Origin of the sequence: Chitinophaga sp. RCC_12 (genome assembly GCF_041360695.1) — a bacterium.
GTDB lineage: Bacteria > Bacteroidota > Bacteroidia > Chitinophagales > Chitinophagaceae > Chitinophaga.
The window spans coordinates 221381-240891 of the sequence record NZ_JBFUPS010000003.1 but is presented as its reverse complement, the minus strand read 5'-3'; the positions used below and the strand labels follow the sequence as shown (position 1 = coordinate 240891).

Here is a 19511-nt window from a genome sequence, read left to right as displayed (position 1 = left end):
GACTAATTTATGCTAAAAGGTGGCTAAAACTAATAAATATATAATTCACAACTAACAATTTATAGTGTTTCGGAAAATAATCGCCCAAACTTGTTAAAATTATACCAGGGATATAATCAGAATCAATCCCGCCATTGTCAGGATCAATAAAGCACAGATGGCCGTTGGCTTAAATTTAAGTAATTTTGTTGCTCTAAACTTTTATAAATGAGCAAGCATGGTAAAGTGCTGGTAGCCATGAGTGGTGGTATCGACAGCACTGTTACAGCGTTGATGCTGCATGAACAGGGGTATGACGTGGTGGGCATCACCATGAAAACCTGGGATTATGCATCTGCTGGTTCCAGTAAAAAGGAAACCGGCTGCTGTAACCTGGATTCTTTTAACGACGCCCGCGCGGCAGCGGTGCATCACGGCTTCCCGCACTTTGTGCTGGACATCCGTGATGAATTTGGTGATTTTGTAGTGAATAATTTTGTCGAGGAATATATCGCAGGACGTACGCCTAACCCGTGCGTACTGTGCAATACCCATATAAAATGGCGCGCACTGATGAAACGTGCAGACGCAATGGATTGTGAGTTTATTGCCACCGGTCACTATGGCCAGATCCGTCAGCACGACAACGGCCGCTATGTAATCAGCAAGGGCCTGGATGAAACCAAGGACCAGAGCTATGTGCTGTGGGGCATTCAACAGGATGTACTGGCCCGCACAATTCTTCCTTTAGGCAAATACCGTAAAACACAAATACGCCAGATGGCCTTTGATTTCGGTTATCCCGAACTGGCTAAAAAAGCAGAAAGCTATGAAATATGCTTTGTGCCGGATAACGACTACCGCGGTTTTCTGAAAAGAAAAGTGGAGGGACTGGAAGAAAGAGTAAACGGCGGCAATTTTGTGCTGGCAGACGGCACGATCGTTGGCCACCACAAGGGTTACCCCTTCTATACCGTTGGGCAGCGTAAAGGGCTTGATATTGCCCTCGGGCGTCCCGTTTTTGTAACGGAGATTATTCCCGAAACCAACACCGTAGTGTTAGGTAATGAAGATGAATTACAGAGAAGCGAAATGTTTGTAAGCGGCATTAACATGGGTAAATACGATACCATTCCGGACGGCATGGAAGCGGTTACCAAGATCCGCTATAAAGATAAAGGCGCGCTGAGTAACCTGTACAATGAAAACGGACAGGTAAAAGTAAGCTTCTACGAAAGCGTGAAAGGCATTGCTCCGGGTCAGTCGGCTGTTTTTTATGAAGGCGACGATGTAGTTGGCGGAGGAATCATCCAGCGGACGATGCCGGTTTTGTAAAAATTAATTTCATAAAAAAGGGTGGGAAGATTTGTCTTCCCACCCTTTTTTGTCTTCAAAAACTAAGACAATCTTACTGCATACATGGTATCCGCGCCCTTGTCATATCCGGCAATTACGCCTCCTTCCTGCTTCCGCAGATCACTGGTCTCTTCTATATATTTCACCACCTCTTCATTCTCCTGTTTAAAAACAGAGCAGGTGATATAGATCAGCGAGCCCCCTTTTTTTACAAATGGCGCTACATTATGAGCTATCTTTTTCTGTAACTGCTGGTACTTCCCGATCTCGTCTTTTTTAAAGAAGGAGATGCTTTCCGGTGTACGGCCCCAGGTACCGGAGCCACTGCAGGGTGCATCGAGGATGATGCCATCAAACTGCTGACTTCCCATAGAAGCATGGAAATTTTCTGCAGTAAGATCTGCCACGCGCGCTTCAAAATGTTTGACCCCTGCTATCGCAAAACGTTGTTGCAGATTTTCGATGATAGATCTTCTTACATCAGATACCAGTAATTGTACCCCAGGCTGCTGGTCTTTCAGCAAGATGGATTTACCGCCGCTGGCAGCACAGCAATCCCACCACCGCTGTTGCTTCTGCGGATGGAATAATTCACCGGTCTGCTGACTGGAAGCGTCCTGCACCTCGTACCAGCTTTTTTCCGGCACCACTACTTCTATTTTAGTGCCGTTGGGCAATGCCACGGTAGTATTATTGGGAAACAATTCATACGGAATGGCGGCCTTATCCAGCAATGGCAATACTTTATCGAGTTTATTGTTGCGCACGCGGATAAATAACCGCGGCTGCTTCAGAACAGTATAGGCGTATGCGTTAGCATCTATACTGTCCGACAGGTCGCTCGGAAACGGGAAAAGCGTATCAGGAGTTAAAGGAACAGGCAACAGTGCTGCTTTATCAGTATGCGGCAATGTGATCTGCTGGTTCCAGGCAGGGCGGATCGCTGCCAGGAAATCGTTCGGTGTGGTTTCGCAAAGAAACGCGCCGGTAATGATCCGTTCGCTTACAGAAAGGCTTTTACCCCAGCTTCCGAGGCGGAAGTAATGATATACCAGCTGTGAAATCCAGCGCCGGTCGCGGCCTCCCATGTAGGGGTGTTCCTTGAAAAAAGATTTCAGGAAATGGTGTAATGGCAGGCTGCCCTGGTAGGCGCCGATAATTTTTTCTGCAGATGCTAAATAATTTTCCCAACGGGTCATACGCGAAGATAAGGGCTAATATTGACGCGGTGGTGATCGCACAAAAAAATCCGGCCTGATAACAGACCGGATTTCACTTTATCTTCTCAGCTGAAACTAGAGTTTCAGCAATGCTTTCAGCGGATCTTTACCGAACAGCAGTTGTTCAGGATTTTCCAGCATTTCTTTAACTCTTACGAGGAAGCTCACTGATTCGCGGCCATCGATAATACGGTGGTCGTAGCTCAGCGCCAGGTACATCATCGGGCGGATCACCACCTGGCCGTTGATGGCCATGGGGCGGTCCTGGATTTTGTGCATACCCAGGATAGCGGATTGCGGGATATTGATGATAGGTGTGCTCATCAGGGAACCGAATACACCACCGTTGGTGATGGTGAAAGTACCACCGGTCATTTCCGGCATGGTCAGTTTGTTGTCGCGGGCTTTGGTAGCCAGTTCCACTACTGCTTTTTCAATACCTGCCATATCCAGGCTTTCTGCATTGCGGATCACCGGTACTACCAGTCCTTTCGGAGCCGATACCGCGATAGAGATATCGCAGTAGTCGTGGTACACCAGTTCTTCTCCGTCGATATAAGCATTTACAGAAGGGAATTCCTGTAAAGCGAAGCAGCATGCTTTGGTAAAGAAGCTCATGAAGCCGAGGTTTACCTCATGCTGCTTTTTGAATACTTCTTTATACTTGGCACGCAGCGCCATAATTTCTGTCATATCTACCTCGTTGAAGGTAGTTAGCATGGCCGTTGTATTTTTCGCTTCCACCAGGCGGCGGGAAACGGTTTTACGCAGGTTGCTCATTTTTTCGCGGCGTTCCGCACGGGTAAACATTTCCTGGCCTATTGCCACGCCTGGATTTTGCAGGGCGGCATACACGTCGTCTTTCATGATCTTGCCATGAGCGCCGGAGCCTTTGATGCTGGAAGGATCCACATGTTTATCGGCAATCACTGCCGCAGCTACCGGGGATGCTTTCACATCATTCGGGATGCTGGTAACAGGCGCCTGTTGCGGTTGTGGAGCAGCTTTGGCCGGTTGTGCGGCGGGAGCGGCTGCCGGTGCGGCTTTGCCTGCCGGTCTGCCAACACTGGTATCAATTTTACAGGCAACGTCGCCTATTTTTAACGTATCGCCTTCTTTAGCTACGGTAATCAGTGCACCGGCTTCTTCTGCATTTAGTTCGAAGGTGGCTTTTTCTGATTCCAGTTCACATACCACTTCATCACGCTCTACATAATCACCATTATTCTTCAGCCACTTTACCAGTGTTACTTCACTGATAGATTCTCCTACTGTAGGCACTTTCATTTCAATCGTCCCTTTATTCACTGCAGGTGCTGCCGGTGCGGCTTCTGCCGGGGCAGGCGCAGGAGCTGCTGCTGCAGGTGCAGCGGGTTCAGCTGCCGGTGCGGCGCCGGTTGCTGGTGCAGCGGCGTCTGTATCGATGCTACAGGCTACATCACCAATCTTCAAAGTAGCTCCTTCCTGAGCTGCGGCGGCAATTTTGAGAACGCCCGCCTTTTCTGCATTCAGTTCGAAGGTGGCTTTCTCAGATTCCATTTCACACAATACCTCGTCCTGCTGAACATAATCTCCGTCTTTTTTCAACCACTTTACAATTGTTACCTCGCTAATAGATTCTCCTACCGTAGGGACTTTGATTTCGATAACCATATTTAATCAGTTGATGGTGATACCAGGTTTTGCATTTAGCGGTTAGCCCTTAGCTGAACGTAAAACCCCGTTATTCTGTTTATACTTTGAATTTCTTTAGATGTTAAAAGCCGTGTCGATGATCTGTTGCTGCTCACGGGCATGAACTTTCGCATAACCGGTTGCTGTGGAAGCGCTCGGGTTGCGGCTGATAACACCATAATTGATCTGTTTCAGGTTCATTTGCAGGAATGCTGCAGCGCCCATGTTCAGTGGTTCTTCCTGTACCCAGAAGAAGGTAGCTCCTTTATACTTCTGCGCAATGGCTTCCAGTTGTTTAACCGGCAGTGGATACAGTTGTTCCAGGCGAACAATCGCTACATCTTTGCGATCGTCTTTCGCCTGTTTGTCACTCAGATCAAAATACATTTTACCAGAGCACAGTAATACCTTTTTCACCACAGCGGCGTCGTCGATAAACGGATCATCCAGAACTTCCTTAAAGCCACCCTGTGTAAATTCCTGCATGGCAGAGTAAGCGCCCACATGACGCAGATTCGCTTTTGGAGAGAAGTTGATGAGTGGTTTGCGGAACTGCCAGGTTAACTGGCGGCGTAACGCATGGAAGAAGTTGGCAGCAGTAGTAATATTGGTGATCACCATATTTTCTTCTGCGCATTGTTGTAAGAAGCGTTCCGGGCGGGCATTGGAGTGATCCGGTCCGCCGCCTTCATAACCATGAGGCAGCAGCATTACCAGGCCATTCTGTGTAGTCCATTTCTGTTCTGCACTGCTGATGTACTGATCAATCACTGTTTGCGCACCGTTTACAAAGTCGCCATACTGTGCTTCCCATAATACCAGGTTATTAGGATTAGCCATGGCATAGCCATATTCAAAGCCTAATACACCATATTCGCTCAATAACGAGTTATAAATTCTGAATTTACCCTGGTTCTCCTGGAAATGACTGAGACGGCTATACGTTTCATTGGTATTTTCATCAAACAACACCGCATGACGGTGGGAGAATGTACCACGTTTCACGTCTTCCCCGCTCATTCTTACATCTTTTCCTTCGATCAGGAGGCTGGCATATGCCAGCAGTTCACCGGTTGCCCAGTCCACCTTGCCTTCTTCCTGGTAGAGTTTTATTTTGTCCTGCAGCAGTTTGCTCACTTTACGCAGTGGCACAAAGCTTTCAGGCCATTTCATAAGGCCGTCGAACAGCCGTTTAAAATCTTCTTCTTTAATAGCGGTTACAGGAGAAGCCTCAAAGTCCTGTGGAGTGGCTTTGCGCAGGGCCTGCCACCACTGTTCCGGTTTCTGGCTTACATAAGGCAGCGGATGTTGTTTCACATCATCCAGGCGGGCCTGTAAATCGTCCCAGAAGCCTTTTTCCATTTCTTTGGCCAGCGCCTGTGCTTCAGACTCTCCGTTATTCAGGAGGAACTGGGTATATACTTCACGCGGATTCGCGTGTTTTTCAATCAGGGCGTAGAGGCTCGGCTGTGTAAACTTAGGCTCATCGCCTTCGTTGTGGCCATGTTTGCGGTAGCAAACCATGTCGATGAACACATCTTCATTAAATTCCTGGCGGTAGCGGGCAGCGAGCTGGGATACTTTCACCACTGCTTCTGCATCGTCGCCGTTGACATGGAATACCGGGGCCTGTACAATAGATGCAACGCTGGTACAGTAGTCTGACGAGCGGGCATCATCAAAATCGGTGGTAAAGCCGATCTGGTTATTGATGACAAAGTGAATGGAACCACCAACGTAGTATCCTTTCAGTTTGCTCATTTGTTCCACTTCATACACTATTCCCTGACCCGCAACGGCAGCGTCGCCATGAATGAGGATGGGGAGTATTTTGTCATAATCGCTGTTGTAGATCACGTCTGCTTTACTGCGTGCAAATCCCACAACGATCGGGTCCACCACTTCCAGGTGGGAAGGGTTGGGCATCAGTTGCAGGTTAACGGGTTTGCCGCCGGGAGTAGTTACCTGTGAGCGGAAGCCGAGGTGATATTTCACGTCGCCGCTGCCCATGGTCATGTCTGGTACGGCGAGGCCTTCAAATTCATTGAAGATCTGTTCGTAGGTTTTACCCAGGATATTGGCCAGTACGTTCAAACGGCCACGGTGGGCCATTCCTATCACGGATTCCTGTACGCCATATTCTGCGGCTACGTTAATGATCGCATCCAGCGCCGGAATGGTGGATTCTCCCCCTTCCAGGCCAAAACGCTTCTGCCCGATATATTTTGTGTGAAGAAACTTTTCAAAAATAACGCCCTGGTTGAGCTTTTGCAGGATGCGTTTGCGCTGTTCCAGCGACAATGGTTGCAGCATGATTGACTCAAACTCTTTCTCCATCCACTTCGCTTTATCGCGGTCGTTGATGTAGGTGTATTGAAGTCCTACGGAACCGGCGTAGATCTGCTGCAGGTAGGCAACGATCTTCTCCAGGGTAGTTTTACCCACGCCAATGGTGGTTCCGGCGTAAAATTCTGTTTTAAGATCAGCGTCCCCTAATCCGAAACTGGCAAGATCCAGGTTAGCCTTGCGGTCTTTTCTTTCACGGATGGGGTTGGTTTTAGCAATTAAATGGCCTTTTTTGCGATACGCCTGTATCAGGCGGTACACGCCCAGTTCTTTCGCCAGCTGGTCGTCGCTCACAGGCAACGAAGTGCTACCCCCTGCTACCGGCGCTGATGTTGCCGCCTTGCCGTTTACGTTGGATACTGCAAAATCAAATCCTTCGAAAAATTTAACCCAATCCGGGTCTACAGAGTTGGGATCTTTGCGGAAATCCTGGTATAACGATTCAATGTAAGCAGGATGTGAGTTAGTGACGAATGAGAAGTCCTTCATTTACAACGAGTTTTGCTGATCTTCAGTTCAAATACTTTTCTGTTGATCCCAATATATTAATATATGGGATTGCAAATATCGCTCGTTTTTCGATACGCTGGTTGGAAAAAATGAGAAAAAATCAACTGATTATCTGTGATAAAAGGTGCTTATATTTGTAGCTCACCGGAAAAACTAGATTTAGTTTGTTTTGTAAAGGGAATATAGTTACCTTTGCCGTCCGAAACTTGAAATTTGAAAAATGGCAAACCATAAAGCAACAAAGAAAGACGTACGTCAAAGCAGAAAGCGTAATGAGCGTAACCGTTACTATGGTAAAACTACCCGTAACGCCATCCGTGACCTGAAAGCAGTTACCGATAAAGCAACAGCGGAGAAAGATTTAACTGAGGTAGCTTCTATGCTTGATAAGCTGGCTAAACGTAACGTTATTCACAAGAACAAAGCTGCAAATCTGAAAAGCAAGCTGGCTAAGAGAGTATTAGCTCTGGCTTAATTGCTTCAGTAACAATATTTATAGCTCTTCCTCGAAAAGGAAGGGCTTTTTGTTTTTCCATTTTATCAAGACGATGAAAAAGATACTCCTGCTGCTGACCGCCCTGTTTCCCCTGCTCTCTTCTGCGCAGGATTTCACCACGCGATACGAAAAAACCAATGGCCGCGAAACCGCCACCTACACTGAAGTGATCCGGTTTTACGAACAGCTCGCCAAACGCTTCCCGCAAATTCATATACAAACCGTTGGCGCCACCGATGCCGGATTCCCCCTGCACCTGGTTACCTACTCCCCCGGCCGGAATTTCGACTTTAAAAGCCTTCACCGGCAAAATAAACGGGTTATACTCATCAATAACGGTATCCATCCCGGGGAACCAGATGGCATAGACGCCAGTATGATGCTCCTCCGCGACCTTGCACAGGGGAAAATCCATCTCCCGGAAAATATCATACTCGCTGTAATCCCGGTGTATAATATCGGCGGAATGCTGAACCGCTCCCCCTGGTACCGGGTAGACCAAAACGGACCCGATGCCTTCGGGTCCCGCGGCAATGCCCAGAACCTGGACCTTAACCGTGACTTCATCAAAGCCGATTCCAAAAACGCCCTCGCCTTCCAGCAAATCTATCACCTCACTGATCCGGACGTATTTGTGGATAATCACGTGAGCAACGGCGCCGACTATCAGCATATCATGACCCTGCTCACCACCCAGCACAATAAACTCGGCGGCCCAATGGGTGAATTCATGAACAAAACATTTGAACCCGGATTATACGCCCTTATGAAAAATAAAGGCTACGACCTCGTTCCCTACGTAAATCACTTTGGTGAAACACCCGACAGCGGCTGGGTGGAATTTTCCGACGCTCCCCGCTACTCTACCGGCTATACGACCCTTTTCCATACCTTCGGTTTTGTGCCGGAAACACATATGCTGAAACCCTATCCATTACGCGTAAAGGCAACTTACGCCCTGATGGAATGCTTTATTGCGTTTACTGCCACCCACAGCGAAGAGATTAAACACCTGCGCGAACAGGCAAAGCAAACTGCTCTTACACAAAAAACATTTCCGCTCGCCTGGGAGTTTGATATGAACAAATACAGCCTGATCACTTTCCGTGGCTTTGCTTCCGGACACAAGCCAAGTGACATTTCTGGTCTGCCCAGGTTGTATTACGACCGCTCGAAACCCTACACCAGGCAAGTGAAATTTTATAACTACGCCAACGAAGAAAACTTTGTGGAAAAACCGCAAGCCTATATTATTCCGCAAGGCTGGTGGGCGGTAATTAACCTGTTGAAAAATAACCAGGTAAAAATGCAGCCACTGCAACATGATACCACTATCTTCGTAGAAGTATATCACATTGCCGACTTCCAGAGCTACACCAAACCGTTTGAAAAGCATTATCTGCACACCAATATTAAAGTAACCAACAGCAAAGATTCCATCAGGCTCCGTAAAGGAGATTACTATATTCCCATGAACCAGAATGCCAATCGTTTCCTGATAGAAACACTGGAACCCACCGGTGGCGATTCGTTTTTTGCCTGGAACTTTTTTGATGCCATCCTCGGACAAAAAGAAGGATATTCTCCCTATGTTTTTGAAGATACCGGCGCTGAATATTTAAAACAACATCCTGAGCTGCAGGAATTGTTAGCTAAGAAAAAAGCTACCGATACCGCATTTGCAAACAGTGCCAGTGCACAACTGAATTTTGTGTTTAAAAATTCACCTTATGCAGAGCCGGAATATATGCGTTACCCGGTGTATAGAGTAAGATAGAATATTTTTGCAGATAGAAGTGGAGATGTAAGCAGGGCTTATGTCTCCGCTTTTTTTATGCATGCTGTTCATGATAATGAACGGATCATTTCACCCCTGAATAAAATGAACGGGTTTTTATTGGAACATACTTTAAATTCGTGCCCGTTTAAATGTTTGTTACATACTTCAGCGAAACTGAAGTGGGCATAATCCTTCCATTATTAAAATCATATCGACATGAATTTTGCAATTACTTATGTGGATTAAACATAGGAGCCATTGCATCATTTGCCAAACACGCTTTCAATCATCTTTCAGATATAAAATAACCAGTATTCTTTAACAAAAAAACGAAAAACATGTCTTACAAGGAATTTGTACAGGATTTAAAACAAAACATTGTTCGGAGCAGATATCTGGCTGCCAGATTAGCAAATCAGGAACAATTAAAGTTGTATTTCCAGCTCGGTCAAATGCTTTCTGAGAAAATCAATTCAGAGAATTGGGGAGCAAAAATAGTAGAACAGATAGCCCGGGATCTCCAACAAGAACTCCCTGGTGTAAAAGGTTTCTCTTACACCAATTTAAAAAAAATGCGCCACTTTTATGACACGTACGGAGCACCTGTAATTGGCCCGTCAGTGACGGGCCAATTACAGGCTTCTTTCTACAGCATTAGCTTTACCCATCATATTCTCATCCTGGAAAAATGCAGCCATGAAGATGCCCGGCTTTTCTATATCTCCCAAGCCGCAGAACAATTCTGGTCAGTAAGAGAATTAGAACATCAAATTAACGCCAATCTTTTCAAACACCAGGGCAATATGCCCCACAACTTCAATAAAACACTGCCGGAAAATATCAAATCCAAAGCACTGGAAGTATTTAAAGACGAATACCTCATCGACTTTATTAATATTAATGAAGACGATGATGAAGGCATACTTGAAAACGAAATAGTGAACAACATCAGGAAATTTATTATGAGTATGGGAAAAGGATATTCCTTTATTGGCAATCAATATAAACTGGAAGTAAACAACAATGAATTCTTTGTAGATCTGCTCTTCTATAACCGGCACCTGCAATGCCTTGTGGCGATTGAACTTAAACGTAAAAAGTTTAAACCTGAATATGCCGGTCAACTGAACTTTTATCTGAATGTACTGGATGACAAAGTAAAGCTGCCACATGAAAATCCCAGCATCGGTATTGTACTCTGCAAACAGAAAGACAATATGGTGGTAGATTATGCTATCAAATCTATCGATAAAGCGATGAGTGTAGGTACCTATACACATTATCAGGCCAATAGTATACCTGAAAACATGAAAGAATTTTTACCTGATGCTGAAGCACTGGGCAAAATGCTATAAAAATGATAATGAACAACTCATTTTAATAATCCCAAAATAACTGCCGTTCCCGTCTACACGTTATCATTCTTCCTTTACAACAAAATCTCTAACATAAAACCATTATCAAAATGAAATTTAACCATCTGCTTAACAGCATTGAAACCACACATGTACATTTCCAGGAAGTTGCTGCCAAAGCTATTAATCGTTCCCTTACCATCCGCAACTGGATGATTGGATGCTATATTGTAGAGTATGAACAGAAGGGAGTTGACAGGGCAAAATATGGAGCGCAATTATTAGAACAGATTTCGAAAGCGTTACCGATGCTAAAACTATCCCCTACAAACTTAAAGTTGTGCAGGCAATTCTATCAGTATTATCCTCAGATTAACTCTGAAGTCTCAGTCGAATTAAAAAATAGTGCTTTTCAAATTCATCAGTCAATGGCTGATGAATTTGAAAAAATTAACATGCGAATTCGTCAGTCAGTGACTGACGAATTACAAATCGTTAATAATCAAATACATACAATTCGTCAGACAGTGTCTGACGAATTAGGAACTTCAAATAATCCAATTGACCCTTCTGCAATCGCCCCGGTGGAAATTGGCAGAGTTTCAGGTAAGAAGATTGTAAATAACCTGTCGTTTACACACATTGCCAGCTTACTCACTATTGAAGATGATTTTAAGCGCACCTTTTACGAAGTAGAATGCATCAAAGGCAATTGGAGTGTACGCGAACTAAAAAGGCAAATCAACAGTCTCTACTTCGAGCGTATGGGCCTTGCTAAAGACCCTCACAAACTTTCCCGGCTGATACAACAATCAGCTGAAAGCCCGGTGACACCTGCAGATCTGATCAAAAATGTATACTCATTTGAATTTTTAGATCTCCCCCAAAAAGCAATAGAAAAGGAAAGTACTGTAGAACAAAAGCTGCTGGATCATTTACAGGAATTTTTACTGGAGATGGGGCATGGCTTCTGCCTCGAAGGCCGGCAAAAAAGGATACTGATAGGACAGGAATATTATTTTGTAGATGTCGTATTTTATCACCGCATTCTCAAATGTCATGTGTTGATCGAATTAAAAGTGGGTGATTTCACTTATGCCGATGCCGGACAACTGACAACCTACCTGAATTATTTCAAAGCAAAAATGACTGCGCCGGGTGATAATCCACCGATCGGTATTTTGTTGGTTACCAATAAAGATGAGGCACTTGCTGAATATGCCATTCCTTCCGGAATGGACCAGCAAATGTTCATCTCCACTTATGCAGTACAGCTCCCTACCAAAGAACAGTTGCAGCAGTTCCTGGCGGGTGAATTGAGAAGATGTGAAAGCTAAACTCTTTCCAGTTTCAGCATGATATGCTGTTCCCCGTAAAAATGATTGTAGAAGAGAAGAGAATGCACAGGCGCAGACAATTGCTCCGTACCTGGAAACCAGGCCACGGGTATTTGCTGCGCTTTTACAATCTGCGCGGCCAACCACAATCCAAACGCCCCGGCGGTGTCATATTCACCACAAAGATGCTTGAACGGCAACTGTGGTATGCCAGGAAAACACTGATCCAGCTCCTGGTAAAAATGTTCGTAATTACTGTCGCCATTACGGCCGGTAATGATCAGGTCAGGAGGAGTAGTAAAGGCTTTCAGTGCGGCAGACAATTTCTCCCCGGTTGGTTTGTACAACATCCTGAAGTCAGCAATGGCTGCATAACTCTGCGGTGTAGGCGTGCCCGTTAGTGTGAAGAAAGTAGCGCCTTCTCCGGCAATGCTGCCGGGGGAGAGGTGACGGTACAGTTCCCGGTTGTCGGTGGGCTGGTCTTTCCAGAAACCGATCCGGCTTTTGATATAAAAATGTTCTTTTGTAATTTCTTCGAATGCGCCGGTAAGCGTGTGCGTGGCGCCTTCCTGCAACAGCATCATACTGTCCAGCAAAGCATTTTCAAAGGAAAAACCGCGGTGTACAAAAGTGTTGTTGTAAGCCGTGCACTTTTGCTGCAATGCAATTAATCCATTCACAGAATTGTAAGTAGATTGAATAAAAGGAGTGGGATTCAGGGCTGTTTCCTTGTATTCGGAAATCTCTTTGATAAACTTTTCCGTGTCTTGTAAACTGCCTTTGCCGGTACCGGTAACAATGGGGCCTGGTGTGGTGATACCACTTTCCCGGATGCATTTAAGTGCAGCGGTGAGTCCCATTTTAAGCACCCTTGTCATACGACGCAGGCTGTTGCCGGGGATGAAGGGCTTATAATCGGGTTCAATACAGGCAAGCAGATTACTATCTGTATGTGCCAGCTGTGCCGAAAAAATATCCCCTTCAAAAGTTGGCTGCGGGGAGATGGCCGCCATTGCTTGTATGTAACACTTACCCTTCATATTTGCTGATCACCAGGGAAGCATTGTTGCCCCCAAAGCCGAATGAGTTTGAAATAACATGATTTACCGGGTATCCTTTCATCAGGGTGGTAACCGGACTAATATTCAATTCCTCCATCCTTTCAGAGAAATTGAGATTGGGAAATATTATCCCATGTTGAATGGCCAGTATGGAATAGATGGCTTCTATAGCACCCGCTGCAGCCAGTGTATGTCCTGTAAAAGGCTTGGTAGAACTAAACAGGGGCACTTTATCTCCGAATAAACGTTCCAGTGCCTTTCCTTCGGAAACATCGTTATTCAGTGTGGCAGTGCCGTGTACATTGATGTAAGATACTTCTTCCAGTGAGCACCCGCTCATAGCGAGGGCCATTTTCATGGCCTCATAGGCGCCGTCGCCGTCCGGTGAAGGAGACGTAGGGTGGAATGCCTCGTTAGTATTACAGTATCCGCTTAGCTCTGCCAGGATGCGGCTGTTGTTGGCCCTGGCAAAAGATTCACTTTCAAGTACGAGGTATGCCGCGCCTTCGCCCAGGTTTAAACCCGTGCGTTGCTGATCAAAGGGACGGCAAAACTGCTTATCCACATTTTTCAGGGAATTGAATCCATTCAGTGTAAAACGGGTAAGCGCTTCAGTGCCGCCGCATACCATCCGTGGTAACATCCCCAGCTTAATCATGCGCGCACCAAACATCAGTGCGTTGGCAGAAGAGGAACAGGCAGTGCTGATGGTAGCAATATGTTCACTGAACCCTACGGTGTCGGCTATACGCTGAGTACAATCCGCACAATCCAGCGTATCTATATATTGTAAAAAGGAACCTGTCTTTTCAGGATTGATAATGTCAAAATATAACTTCTCGGTATCGCACATACCTCCCACGGTACTGGCGTTAATAAAGCCTGTAGGGGTCGATTGAACATCCGTAATGCCGGCATCCTGCAAGGCTTCCCGCATAGCTGCCAGTCCGAGTAAAGTGGTACGTGTATATCCTTCCTTTACTGGTACACCGGCCAATGCAAACAAGGCATCGCTGGCATGTTTTACTTCTGCAACAGGCAGCACATTTTTGTAGATGGTATCAATGTAGTTGCTGTAACCCAGTCCACTTTGCTGTAACCGCAGATGGTGCAAGTTTCCGGCTACATTATCACCAATGGCGGTGATCATTCCTATCCCTGTTATAAACACTCTTTCCGCCATGTAGCCACTTTACTTATGCTGGTTGTTTTGATTGGATAAACTCCGCCATAGACTGAACAGACTGCAGGATCTTACGGCCTTCGCGCGGGTCCTCTACTTTGATATGATACTGTCTTTCCAGCAATACCATCAGTTCAAGCGAATCGATGCTATCGAGACCCAGGCCATCTCCAAATAACGGCGCATTGTCATCAATGTCCTCCGGCTTGGTATCCTGAAGGTTGAGCGCCTCAATGATTTGTTCTTTCAGTTTCTTTTTTAATTCTTCCATAATGTTGTAGGTTTATCACCTGTTGTTCACAACAGGCGAATGCCCTTGTGGGGAGTAAAAATACAGTTTTACTATTGTTTTGAAAACATTTATCAGTTCATTCTTCTTTTTTCCACCCATCCGGCTATGGCCAGCATAGCGAGTCCGGTGAGTATTAATCTCAATACATTTTTCCATACAAACCTGACATCTCCATTGCGCAGGTAAATATCGTTAATCGCATCGAGTCCCCAGCTTAAAGGCGACAAATGCCCCAGCAGCTGCATCCTGGCGGGCATTACCTCCAGCGGGATCCATATGCCGCCAATGGCCGACAGTATCACGATAGAGATTGCACCGAAGTTCAATGCCTGGTTAGGTGTTTTAAATACCGTGCCAATCAGGATACCATAAGCGGTTGCGGCCAGCCCTATTCCACCCGCTACCAGCAAGGTAGCCCCCGGATGCTGTCCCATTACCAGCTGCGGCAAATCCAGCAGTGGCAGCACATAAATGCCGACCAGCATCATCAGGTAAAACTGCAATACACAAACCCCTACAAAAAACAGCATCTTACCAGCCAGGATAGCCAGGTAAGACCCGGGTATCAGCTTCATCCGCAGCAGGCTGCCATCTTCCCTTTCGCGGATCATATTGCCTGCAATGGGTATCACGATAAAGAACATCGCAAAAATACTCCAGGCAGGTACGTTATGCTGAACAGAATTAGAAATTACATCCAGTTGTTTTGCCGTACCCGTGCTTTGCTCCTTCAACCCTACCGCCTGCAAACGGATGGCCAGCGTATCAGCAGGAGCAACTGTGCTGTCTTTACTCTTCAGCTGTTGTTTAATACGGCTTAGCAGCAAATCTGTTTCCACTTGTGTGAGGAAATTATCTACCGATTGATGAATAGCGCCTTTAAATGCTTTCTTCGCGGCCGGGTCGAAATAGATTGTTACGTTTAATGAATCAGCGGTTTTCTTTACCGGCAGGGATACCGACATGCCCATTCGATGGGTGATATCATTTACAATGCGGTTGGCATTGCTCACAATAGCGGCTGTAGCGCCTGCGGGTATAATGATGCTGATCTTGTATTTCCCTTCGTTCACCAGTTGTTTGGCCCGTTCGGCCGTTACAGGCTGGCCATCAAGAGAATCGATTATATTGAATTGTCCGCCGGATGCGAGTCCTTCTTTTACAGACCTGCCCAAACGACCATGGTCATTATCTACTGTTAAGATGTCGAACCTGATATCCTGGTAATCTTTGAAGGGCGCGTCCTGGATCAGCGCCATTACTGTAATCAATACCACAGGCATTACAAACAGGAGGATGATCCCTGTTTTATCACGTAACAGCAATTGCCACTCTTTCCTGATGGTTGCCAGTAGTCTTAACATCGCTTTTGGCCCTTCGCTTTTAGCTTTTAAAAATTAATCCCGGAGTGCATTTCCGGTGAAATGCAGGAATACGTCTTCCAGGTTATTACAGTCAGGATGCTGATGGATCAGGGTTTGCGGGTTACCCTGTACGATCATTTTTCCTGCATCCATGATCACTACTTCTTCACATAACGATTGCGCCTCTTCCAGCAAATGGGAAGTATACAGGATACTGGCTCCCTGGCTGTTGTAATCGCGCAGGAACTGTAATATCATACTGCGCGACTGCACATCCACGCCGGCAGTAGGTTCATCCAGCACCAGCAATTTGGGGTTGTGCAGGATGGCTGCAATAATGTTGGCCCGCCGCTTCATACCGCCGGAATATTTATGAATTTCTTTGTGAGCGCTTTTCTCCAGGCCAAACAGCTCCAGGTAATGCATAATTTTTTGTTGGAGTGGCTTTCCTTTGAAACCGTAGAGGTTACCAAAATAAGTGAGATTTTCTACGGCAGATAGTTGTGGATACAAGGCTATCTGCTGTGGTACGATCCCGATAATATGTTTGATTTCCTCCCGGTGGGCGGCCTGCTGTTTTAAACCGTGTATGATTACTTCTCCGCTGTCGCCCCTCACGATACCGCATAATATTGAAATCGTGGTGGTTTTACCTGCCCCGTTGGGACCCAGCAAACCGGCAATCTTTCCCTTCCCGAACTGAAACGTAAGTCCTTTCAGTGTGGGCTCTGCACTACCCTTGTAGGTTTTATATAGATCTTTTACAGATATGCCGGACATAATTCAATTGGATATTTAATTACCACTTCACCTGTGCCAGCTTGCGGAAGAATGCATCTTCCGATGCCGCGCACTCCAGTAACATCTGGCTCAGCTCTTTATAGGAAACATTATCTGCCGATCTGCTTTTGCATACGCGGCCAGCGGCAAATGCAAAATTACGCCATAAGTCGCCGGTTTTTGTCAGTTCCCCTGCAAGCCTGCTCAATTCATCTTTCTTCAGCAAAACTGCTGCTTCCTGTAAAAAAGCGGCGTACAGGAAACGGAAACCTGCGCCACCGGTGCCGATCTCTTCCTGCATGCGGATAATATTTCCAAGATACAGGGTAGCTTTCCGGTCGCCGGGATTTTCAGCATAGTTGGCGACCCTTTTGGCAAGAAAGCGGATTCCTTTTACGCCGAACATCGGAATAGGCACTTTCAGCATAAAGTGGCAGGCCTGTTCAATACCGGCTTTGATCGGTTTTTCAAATGAGGCAGTCGGCGGTACATGTACCGGGTAATACATTTTTCCTTTAGGGGCCGGAAACCCTTTGGCAAAGCGGGCCTGCGCCAGGCTTTCCGGATCAATGGTGGTGGCGGTATCCATTACGGGATCGCTTACCAGGTATTGTCCATCCTGTTTACCGTAAACAACCAGGTTATGTGCGTTAAAGTGAAACCGGTAGGAAGCGGGAAAATAGGGCAGGTAATAAACACTGGATTGTAATCCAACGGGAATACCCGCTTCAATTACTTTATCCAGGGCCTGCATTCCTTTTTCCGGTGTAGAAAATTTCTCGGATTCCATTCGTACGCCCAGCCGTTTGCACACCCGTTGAAAAATAGCGCCTGGCCATATCCTGTAAGTGGTACCAGGCACGCCGTTCACCTTTACAAAAGGCAGGTGGCCGAAAAAGATGCCTGCACCAATGCCAAAAGCCATTGGTTCACTGATCTGCAAACCATAATGTCCCAGCAGGTTTGATATTACTCCACTTTCACAATGGGCGGTCTGGTGGTGTTGGAAAAAAGAATTAGTCATAATATTTTTTGTAGCAGCATGACGAATAACGGATTTGCGGGAAGATCATCGGATATCATCTACCCACAAATCCGTTACTATTGGTATGCTTTATCTGATGTGCAGCAGATCTGTTAAACTCACTTTGAAGGCATCTGCATAACGCTGCAGCAGTTTAGGACCGAGCTTTTTGAATACGCCGGGTTTCATGTGTCTTTTTACCTGCCATTGAAATTTACCGACATAACTGGCCAATAATGGCAGGTCCATCAGGTTTTTTTCCATGTAATAGGCAACAGGACTGATTTCGCCGGCTTCTACCCTGGCGCGCGCCGCTTTTACTCTTTCGTTTACTTCTTCCCAGGCCTGGTCCAGAGCAATGTTTTCCGGCTCCCAGCCTGCGCTCTGCACCTGTACATAATTGCCGGAATTATCCACCGCATACATAATCTGCTTGAATGTACCTTCATGCAGGTTATCACTATCCTGTGGTACTTCCTCTTTTTTCATGATAGCAGTTTTAGAAGTGATTGCTTATACCACGGTGATATGTGCATAAGCATATGAAAAACGTGCACTTTCCGGAACCATCATTACTACTTTCTGACCTTTCTTAAAACGGCCGCTGTTCATCAGTTCTTCCAGCATCAGGTAAGGTGATGCGGTGCCTACGTTTCCTACCTCGGCCAGGTTGGTGAACCATTTTTCCAAAGGAATAGGAACGCCTAACCGGGTAATTTCCTCGTCTATCTTTAACCTGAAAAATTCAGATGACAGGTGAGGCAGGAAGAAATCTATTTCATCAAGATTAATCTGGTGGCGCTCTACCAGCTCTTTCCACATTTGTGCTCCGGAAGGAACAATATTTTTACCGAGTAAACGGGTATCTTGTTTAAAGGAGAATACGCTATGCTGCGCCCATTCTTCCGGGGTCATATCAATCCATCCGGTGGTGCTGCCATCCGGTTGCTTGATAGCGCCGGCATACATACATGTTTCCAGCTCATTGGCGTAGGAGAGTATTTCTACCCAGTCTACCCGCAGGGATAAGCCTTCTTCATTGGGTTTATCCTGGAAAAGGGCTGCACTGGCGCCATCTGATAACATCCAGCGGAGAAAGTCCTTTTCAAAAGCGATGATAGGATTTTCGTCGAGGCTTTTCAGATTTTCCGCTTCCGGCTGGAATTTCTGCGCCAGCATCCAGGCGGAAAATTTTTCAGAACCGGTGCTCACGGCATTGGAAGTATTGCCGCAGCGGATGGACATCCAGGCGTATTTAAAAGCCTGCATTCCTGCCGCACAAGCACCTGTGGCTGCAATCAGCTCTACCGGCTGGCATTTCAAAATACCATGCACCATCGCAGCATGATTAGGCAACAACTGATCAGGAGAAGTGGTACCGCAGGCCAGTAACTGCAATTTGCTGATGGGAAACTGCTCATCAAATAATTGTGACACTGCAGTTGCGGTCATCTCTGCATTGGAATGCGTGGATTTCCCTTCTTTGTCCAAAGAGTAGTAACGGGTTTTGATTTTGTTGTTACCCAGTATCTTCAAACGCGCACGGGAAGCCTTTCCATCTACCATGCCGAGAATGCTCTCCATTTCCTCATTTTCTACAGGCTTGTTAGGTAAAAATTTAGACAGCCTGGTAATATAAACTTCCTTCATTTGAATTTATTCGTCTTTTAAGGCTACATGTAAAACCTGGTCAAAGCTGCCCTGCCTTGCCAGCCAGCTCACAGTGAAAAACATATTTTAATTTAATATACGTT

16 protein-coding genes are annotated in these 19511 nt (G+C 46.1%); 5 read left to right on the top strand and 11 right to left on the bottom strand.

From position 1 onward, the window contains the following. Positions 1-207: 207 nt before the first annotated feature. The gene (mnmA, locus tag AB6805_RS10765; protein WP_370909427.1) at positions 208-1314 is read left to right on the top strand and encodes a tRNA 2-thiouridine(34) synthase MnmA; all 1107 of its coding nucleotides are present in this window, start codon (positions 208-210) and stop codon (positions 1312-1314) included. A gap of 62 nt (positions 1315-1376) precedes the next feature. Here the strand turns inward: mnmA and AB6805_RS10760 are convergent, their stop codons facing one another. From AB6805_RS10760 to AB6805_RS10750, 3 genes are all read right to left on the bottom strand, one after another. Then, positions 1377-2534, bottom strand: coding sequence for an Fmu (Sun) domain-containing protein (locus tag AB6805_RS10760; RefSeq protein ID WP_370909426.1), 1158 nt, complete (start codon positions 2532-2534; stop codon positions 1377-1379). Positions 2535-2630: 96 nt separating this feature from the next. Further along, a complete protein-coding gene (gene odhB / locus AB6805_RS10755; protein ID WP_370909425.1) occupies positions 2631-4208 on the bottom strand; it encodes a 2-oxoglutarate dehydrogenase complex dihydrolipoyllysine-residue succinyltransferase in 1578 nt (525 codons plus the stop codon). Positions 4209-4304: 96 nt separating this feature from the next. Continuing rightward, positions 4305-7064, bottom strand: coding sequence for a 2-oxoglutarate dehydrogenase E1 component (locus AB6805_RS10750; RefSeq protein ID WP_370909424.1), 2760 nt, complete (start codon positions 7062-7064; stop codon positions 4305-4307). A gap of 241 nt (positions 7065-7305) precedes the next feature. Between AB6805_RS10750 and rpsT the strand changes: the two genes are divergently transcribed. The 4 genes from rpsT (at position 7306) to AB6805_RS10730 (ending at position 12053) form a co-directional block, all read left to right on the top strand. Further along, on the top strand, positions 7306-7560 hold the full coding sequence (gene rpsT / locus AB6805_RS10745) for a 30S ribosomal protein S20 (protein WP_079469282.1): 255 nt from the start codon (positions 7306-7308) through the stop codon (positions 7558-7560). Between the two features lie 73 nt (positions 7561-7633). Beyond that, complete coding sequence (locus AB6805_RS10740; protein WP_370909423.1) at positions 7634-9358, top strand: M14 family metallopeptidase; 1725 nt, start codon at positions 7634-7636, stop codon at positions 9356-9358. Between the two features lie 341 nt (positions 9359-9699). Then, positions 9700-10716, top strand: a complete 1017-nt coding sequence (locus AB6805_RS10735; RefSeq protein ID WP_370909422.1) for a YhcG family protein — start codon at positions 9700-9702, stop codon at positions 10714-10716. A 110-nt stretch (positions 10717-10826) separates the two neighbouring features. Next, positions 10827-12053: a YhcG family protein gene (locus AB6805_RS10730; protein ID WP_370909421.1), complete on the top strand. Its 1227-nt coding sequence runs from the start codon at positions 10827-10829 to the stop codon at positions 12051-12053. Here the strand turns inward: AB6805_RS10730 and AB6805_RS10725 are convergent. From AB6805_RS10725 to AB6805_RS10690, 8 genes are all read right to left on the bottom strand, one after another. After that, entirely contained in the window at positions 12050-13066 is a 1017-nt protein-coding gene (locus tag AB6805_RS10725) for a beta-ketoacyl synthase chain length factor (protein WP_370909420.1), read from the bottom strand. The genes AB6805_RS10730 and AB6805_RS10725 overlap by 4 nt on opposite strands. A gap of 16 nt (positions 13067-13082) precedes the next feature. Next, positions 13083-14297 carry a beta-ketoacyl synthase gene (locus AB6805_RS10720; protein WP_370909419.1) on the bottom strand — a complete coding sequence of 405 codons (1215 nt, stop codon included), beginning with the start codon at positions 14295-14297 and terminating at the stop codon, positions 13083-13085. Positions 14298-14310: 13 nt separating this feature from the next. After that, positions 14311-14568, bottom strand: a complete 258-nt coding sequence (locus AB6805_RS10715; RefSeq protein WP_370909418.1) for a phosphopantetheine-binding protein — start codon at positions 14566-14568, stop codon at positions 14311-14313. A 92-nt stretch (positions 14569-14660) separates the two neighbouring features. Further along, positions 14661-15953: an ABC transporter permease gene (locus AB6805_RS10710; protein ID WP_370909417.1), complete on the bottom strand. Its 1293-nt coding sequence runs from the start codon at positions 15951-15953 to the stop codon at positions 14661-14663. Between the two features lie 33 nt (positions 15954-15986). Further along, positions 15987-16733, bottom strand: coding sequence for an ABC transporter ATP-binding protein (locus tag AB6805_RS10705; protein WP_370909416.1), 747 nt, complete (start codon positions 16731-16733; stop codon positions 15987-15989). 19 nt (positions 16734-16752) lie between these two features. Further along, positions 16753-17757: a BtrH N-terminal domain-containing protein gene (locus tag AB6805_RS10700; protein WP_370909415.1), complete on the bottom strand. Its 1005-nt coding sequence runs from the start codon at positions 17755-17757 to the stop codon at positions 16753-16755. A 90-nt stretch (positions 17758-17847) separates the two neighbouring features. Continuing rightward, positions 17848-18246, bottom strand: coding sequence for a hypothetical protein (locus AB6805_RS10695; RefSeq protein ID WP_370909414.1), 399 nt, complete (start codon positions 18244-18246; stop codon positions 17848-17850). A 24-nt stretch (positions 18247-18270) separates the two neighbouring features. Then, positions 18271-19407: a beta-ketoacyl-ACP synthase III gene (locus tag AB6805_RS10690; RefSeq protein WP_370909413.1), complete on the bottom strand. Its 1137-nt coding sequence runs from the start codon at positions 19405-19407 to the stop codon at positions 18271-18273. Positions 19408-19511 lie beyond the last annotated feature (104 nt).

Excerpts from the sequence above, each read along its gene's own strand:
- rpsT (WP_079469282.1), top strand. The coding sequence starts at position 7,306 with ATGGCAAACCATAAAGCAACAAAGAAAGACGTACGTCAAAGCAGAAAG.
- AB6805_RS10730 (WP_370909421.1), top strand. The coding sequence starts at position 10,827 with ATGAAATTTAACCATCTGCTTAACAGCATTGAAACCACACATGTACAT.
- AB6805_RS10725 (WP_370909420.1), bottom strand. The coding sequence starts at position 13,066 with ATGGCGGCCATCTCCCCGCAGCCAACTTTTGAAGGGGATATTTTTTCG.
- AB6805_RS10710 (WP_370909417.1), bottom strand. The coding sequence starts at position 15,953 with ATGTTAAGACTACTGGCAACCATCAGGAAAGAGTGGCAATTGCTGTTA.
- AB6805_RS10760 (WP_370909426.1), bottom strand. The coding sequence starts at position 2,534 with ATGACCCGTTGGGAAAATTATTTAGCATCTGCAGAAAAAATTATCGGC.
- AB6805_RS10740 (WP_370909423.1), top strand. The coding sequence starts at position 7,634 with ATGAAAAAGATACTCCTGCTGCTGACCGCCCTGTTTCCCCTGCTCTCT.
- AB6805_RS10750 (WP_370909424.1), bottom strand. The coding sequence starts at position 7,064 with ATGAAGGACTTCTCATTCGTCACTAACTCACATCCTGCTTACATTGAA.
- AB6805_RS10715 (WP_370909418.1), bottom strand. The coding sequence starts at position 14,568 with ATGGAAGAATTAAAAAAGAAACTGAAAGAACAAATCATTGAGGCGCTC.
- AB6805_RS10690 (WP_370909413.1), bottom strand. The coding sequence starts at position 19,407 with ATGAAGGAAGTTTATATTACCAGGCTGTCTAAATTTTTACCTAACAAG.
- odhB (WP_370909425.1), bottom strand. The coding sequence starts at position 4,208 with ATGGTTATCGAAATCAAAGTCCCTACGGTAGGAGAATCTATTAGCGAG.
- AB6805_RS10695 (WP_370909414.1), bottom strand. The coding sequence starts at position 18,246 with ATGAAAAAAGAGGAAGTACCACAGGATAGTGATAACCTGCATGAAGGT.
- AB6805_RS10705 (WP_370909416.1), bottom strand. The coding sequence starts at position 16,733 with ATGTCCGGCATATCTGTAAAAGATCTATATAAAACCTACAAGGGTAGT.
- AB6805_RS10735 (WP_370909422.1), top strand. The coding sequence starts at position 9,700 with ATGTCTTACAAGGAATTTGTACAGGATTTAAAACAAAACATTGTTCGG.
- mnmA (WP_370909427.1), top strand. The coding sequence starts at position 208 with ATGAGCAAGCATGGTAAAGTGCTGGTAGCCATGAGTGGTGGTATCGAC.
- AB6805_RS10720 (WP_370909419.1), bottom strand. The coding sequence starts at position 14,297 with ATGGCGGAAAGAGTGTTTATAACAGGGATAGGAATGATCACCGCCATT.
- AB6805_RS10700 (WP_370909415.1), bottom strand. The coding sequence starts at position 17,757 with ATGACTAATTCTTTTTTCCAACACCACCAGACCGCCCATTGTGAAAGT.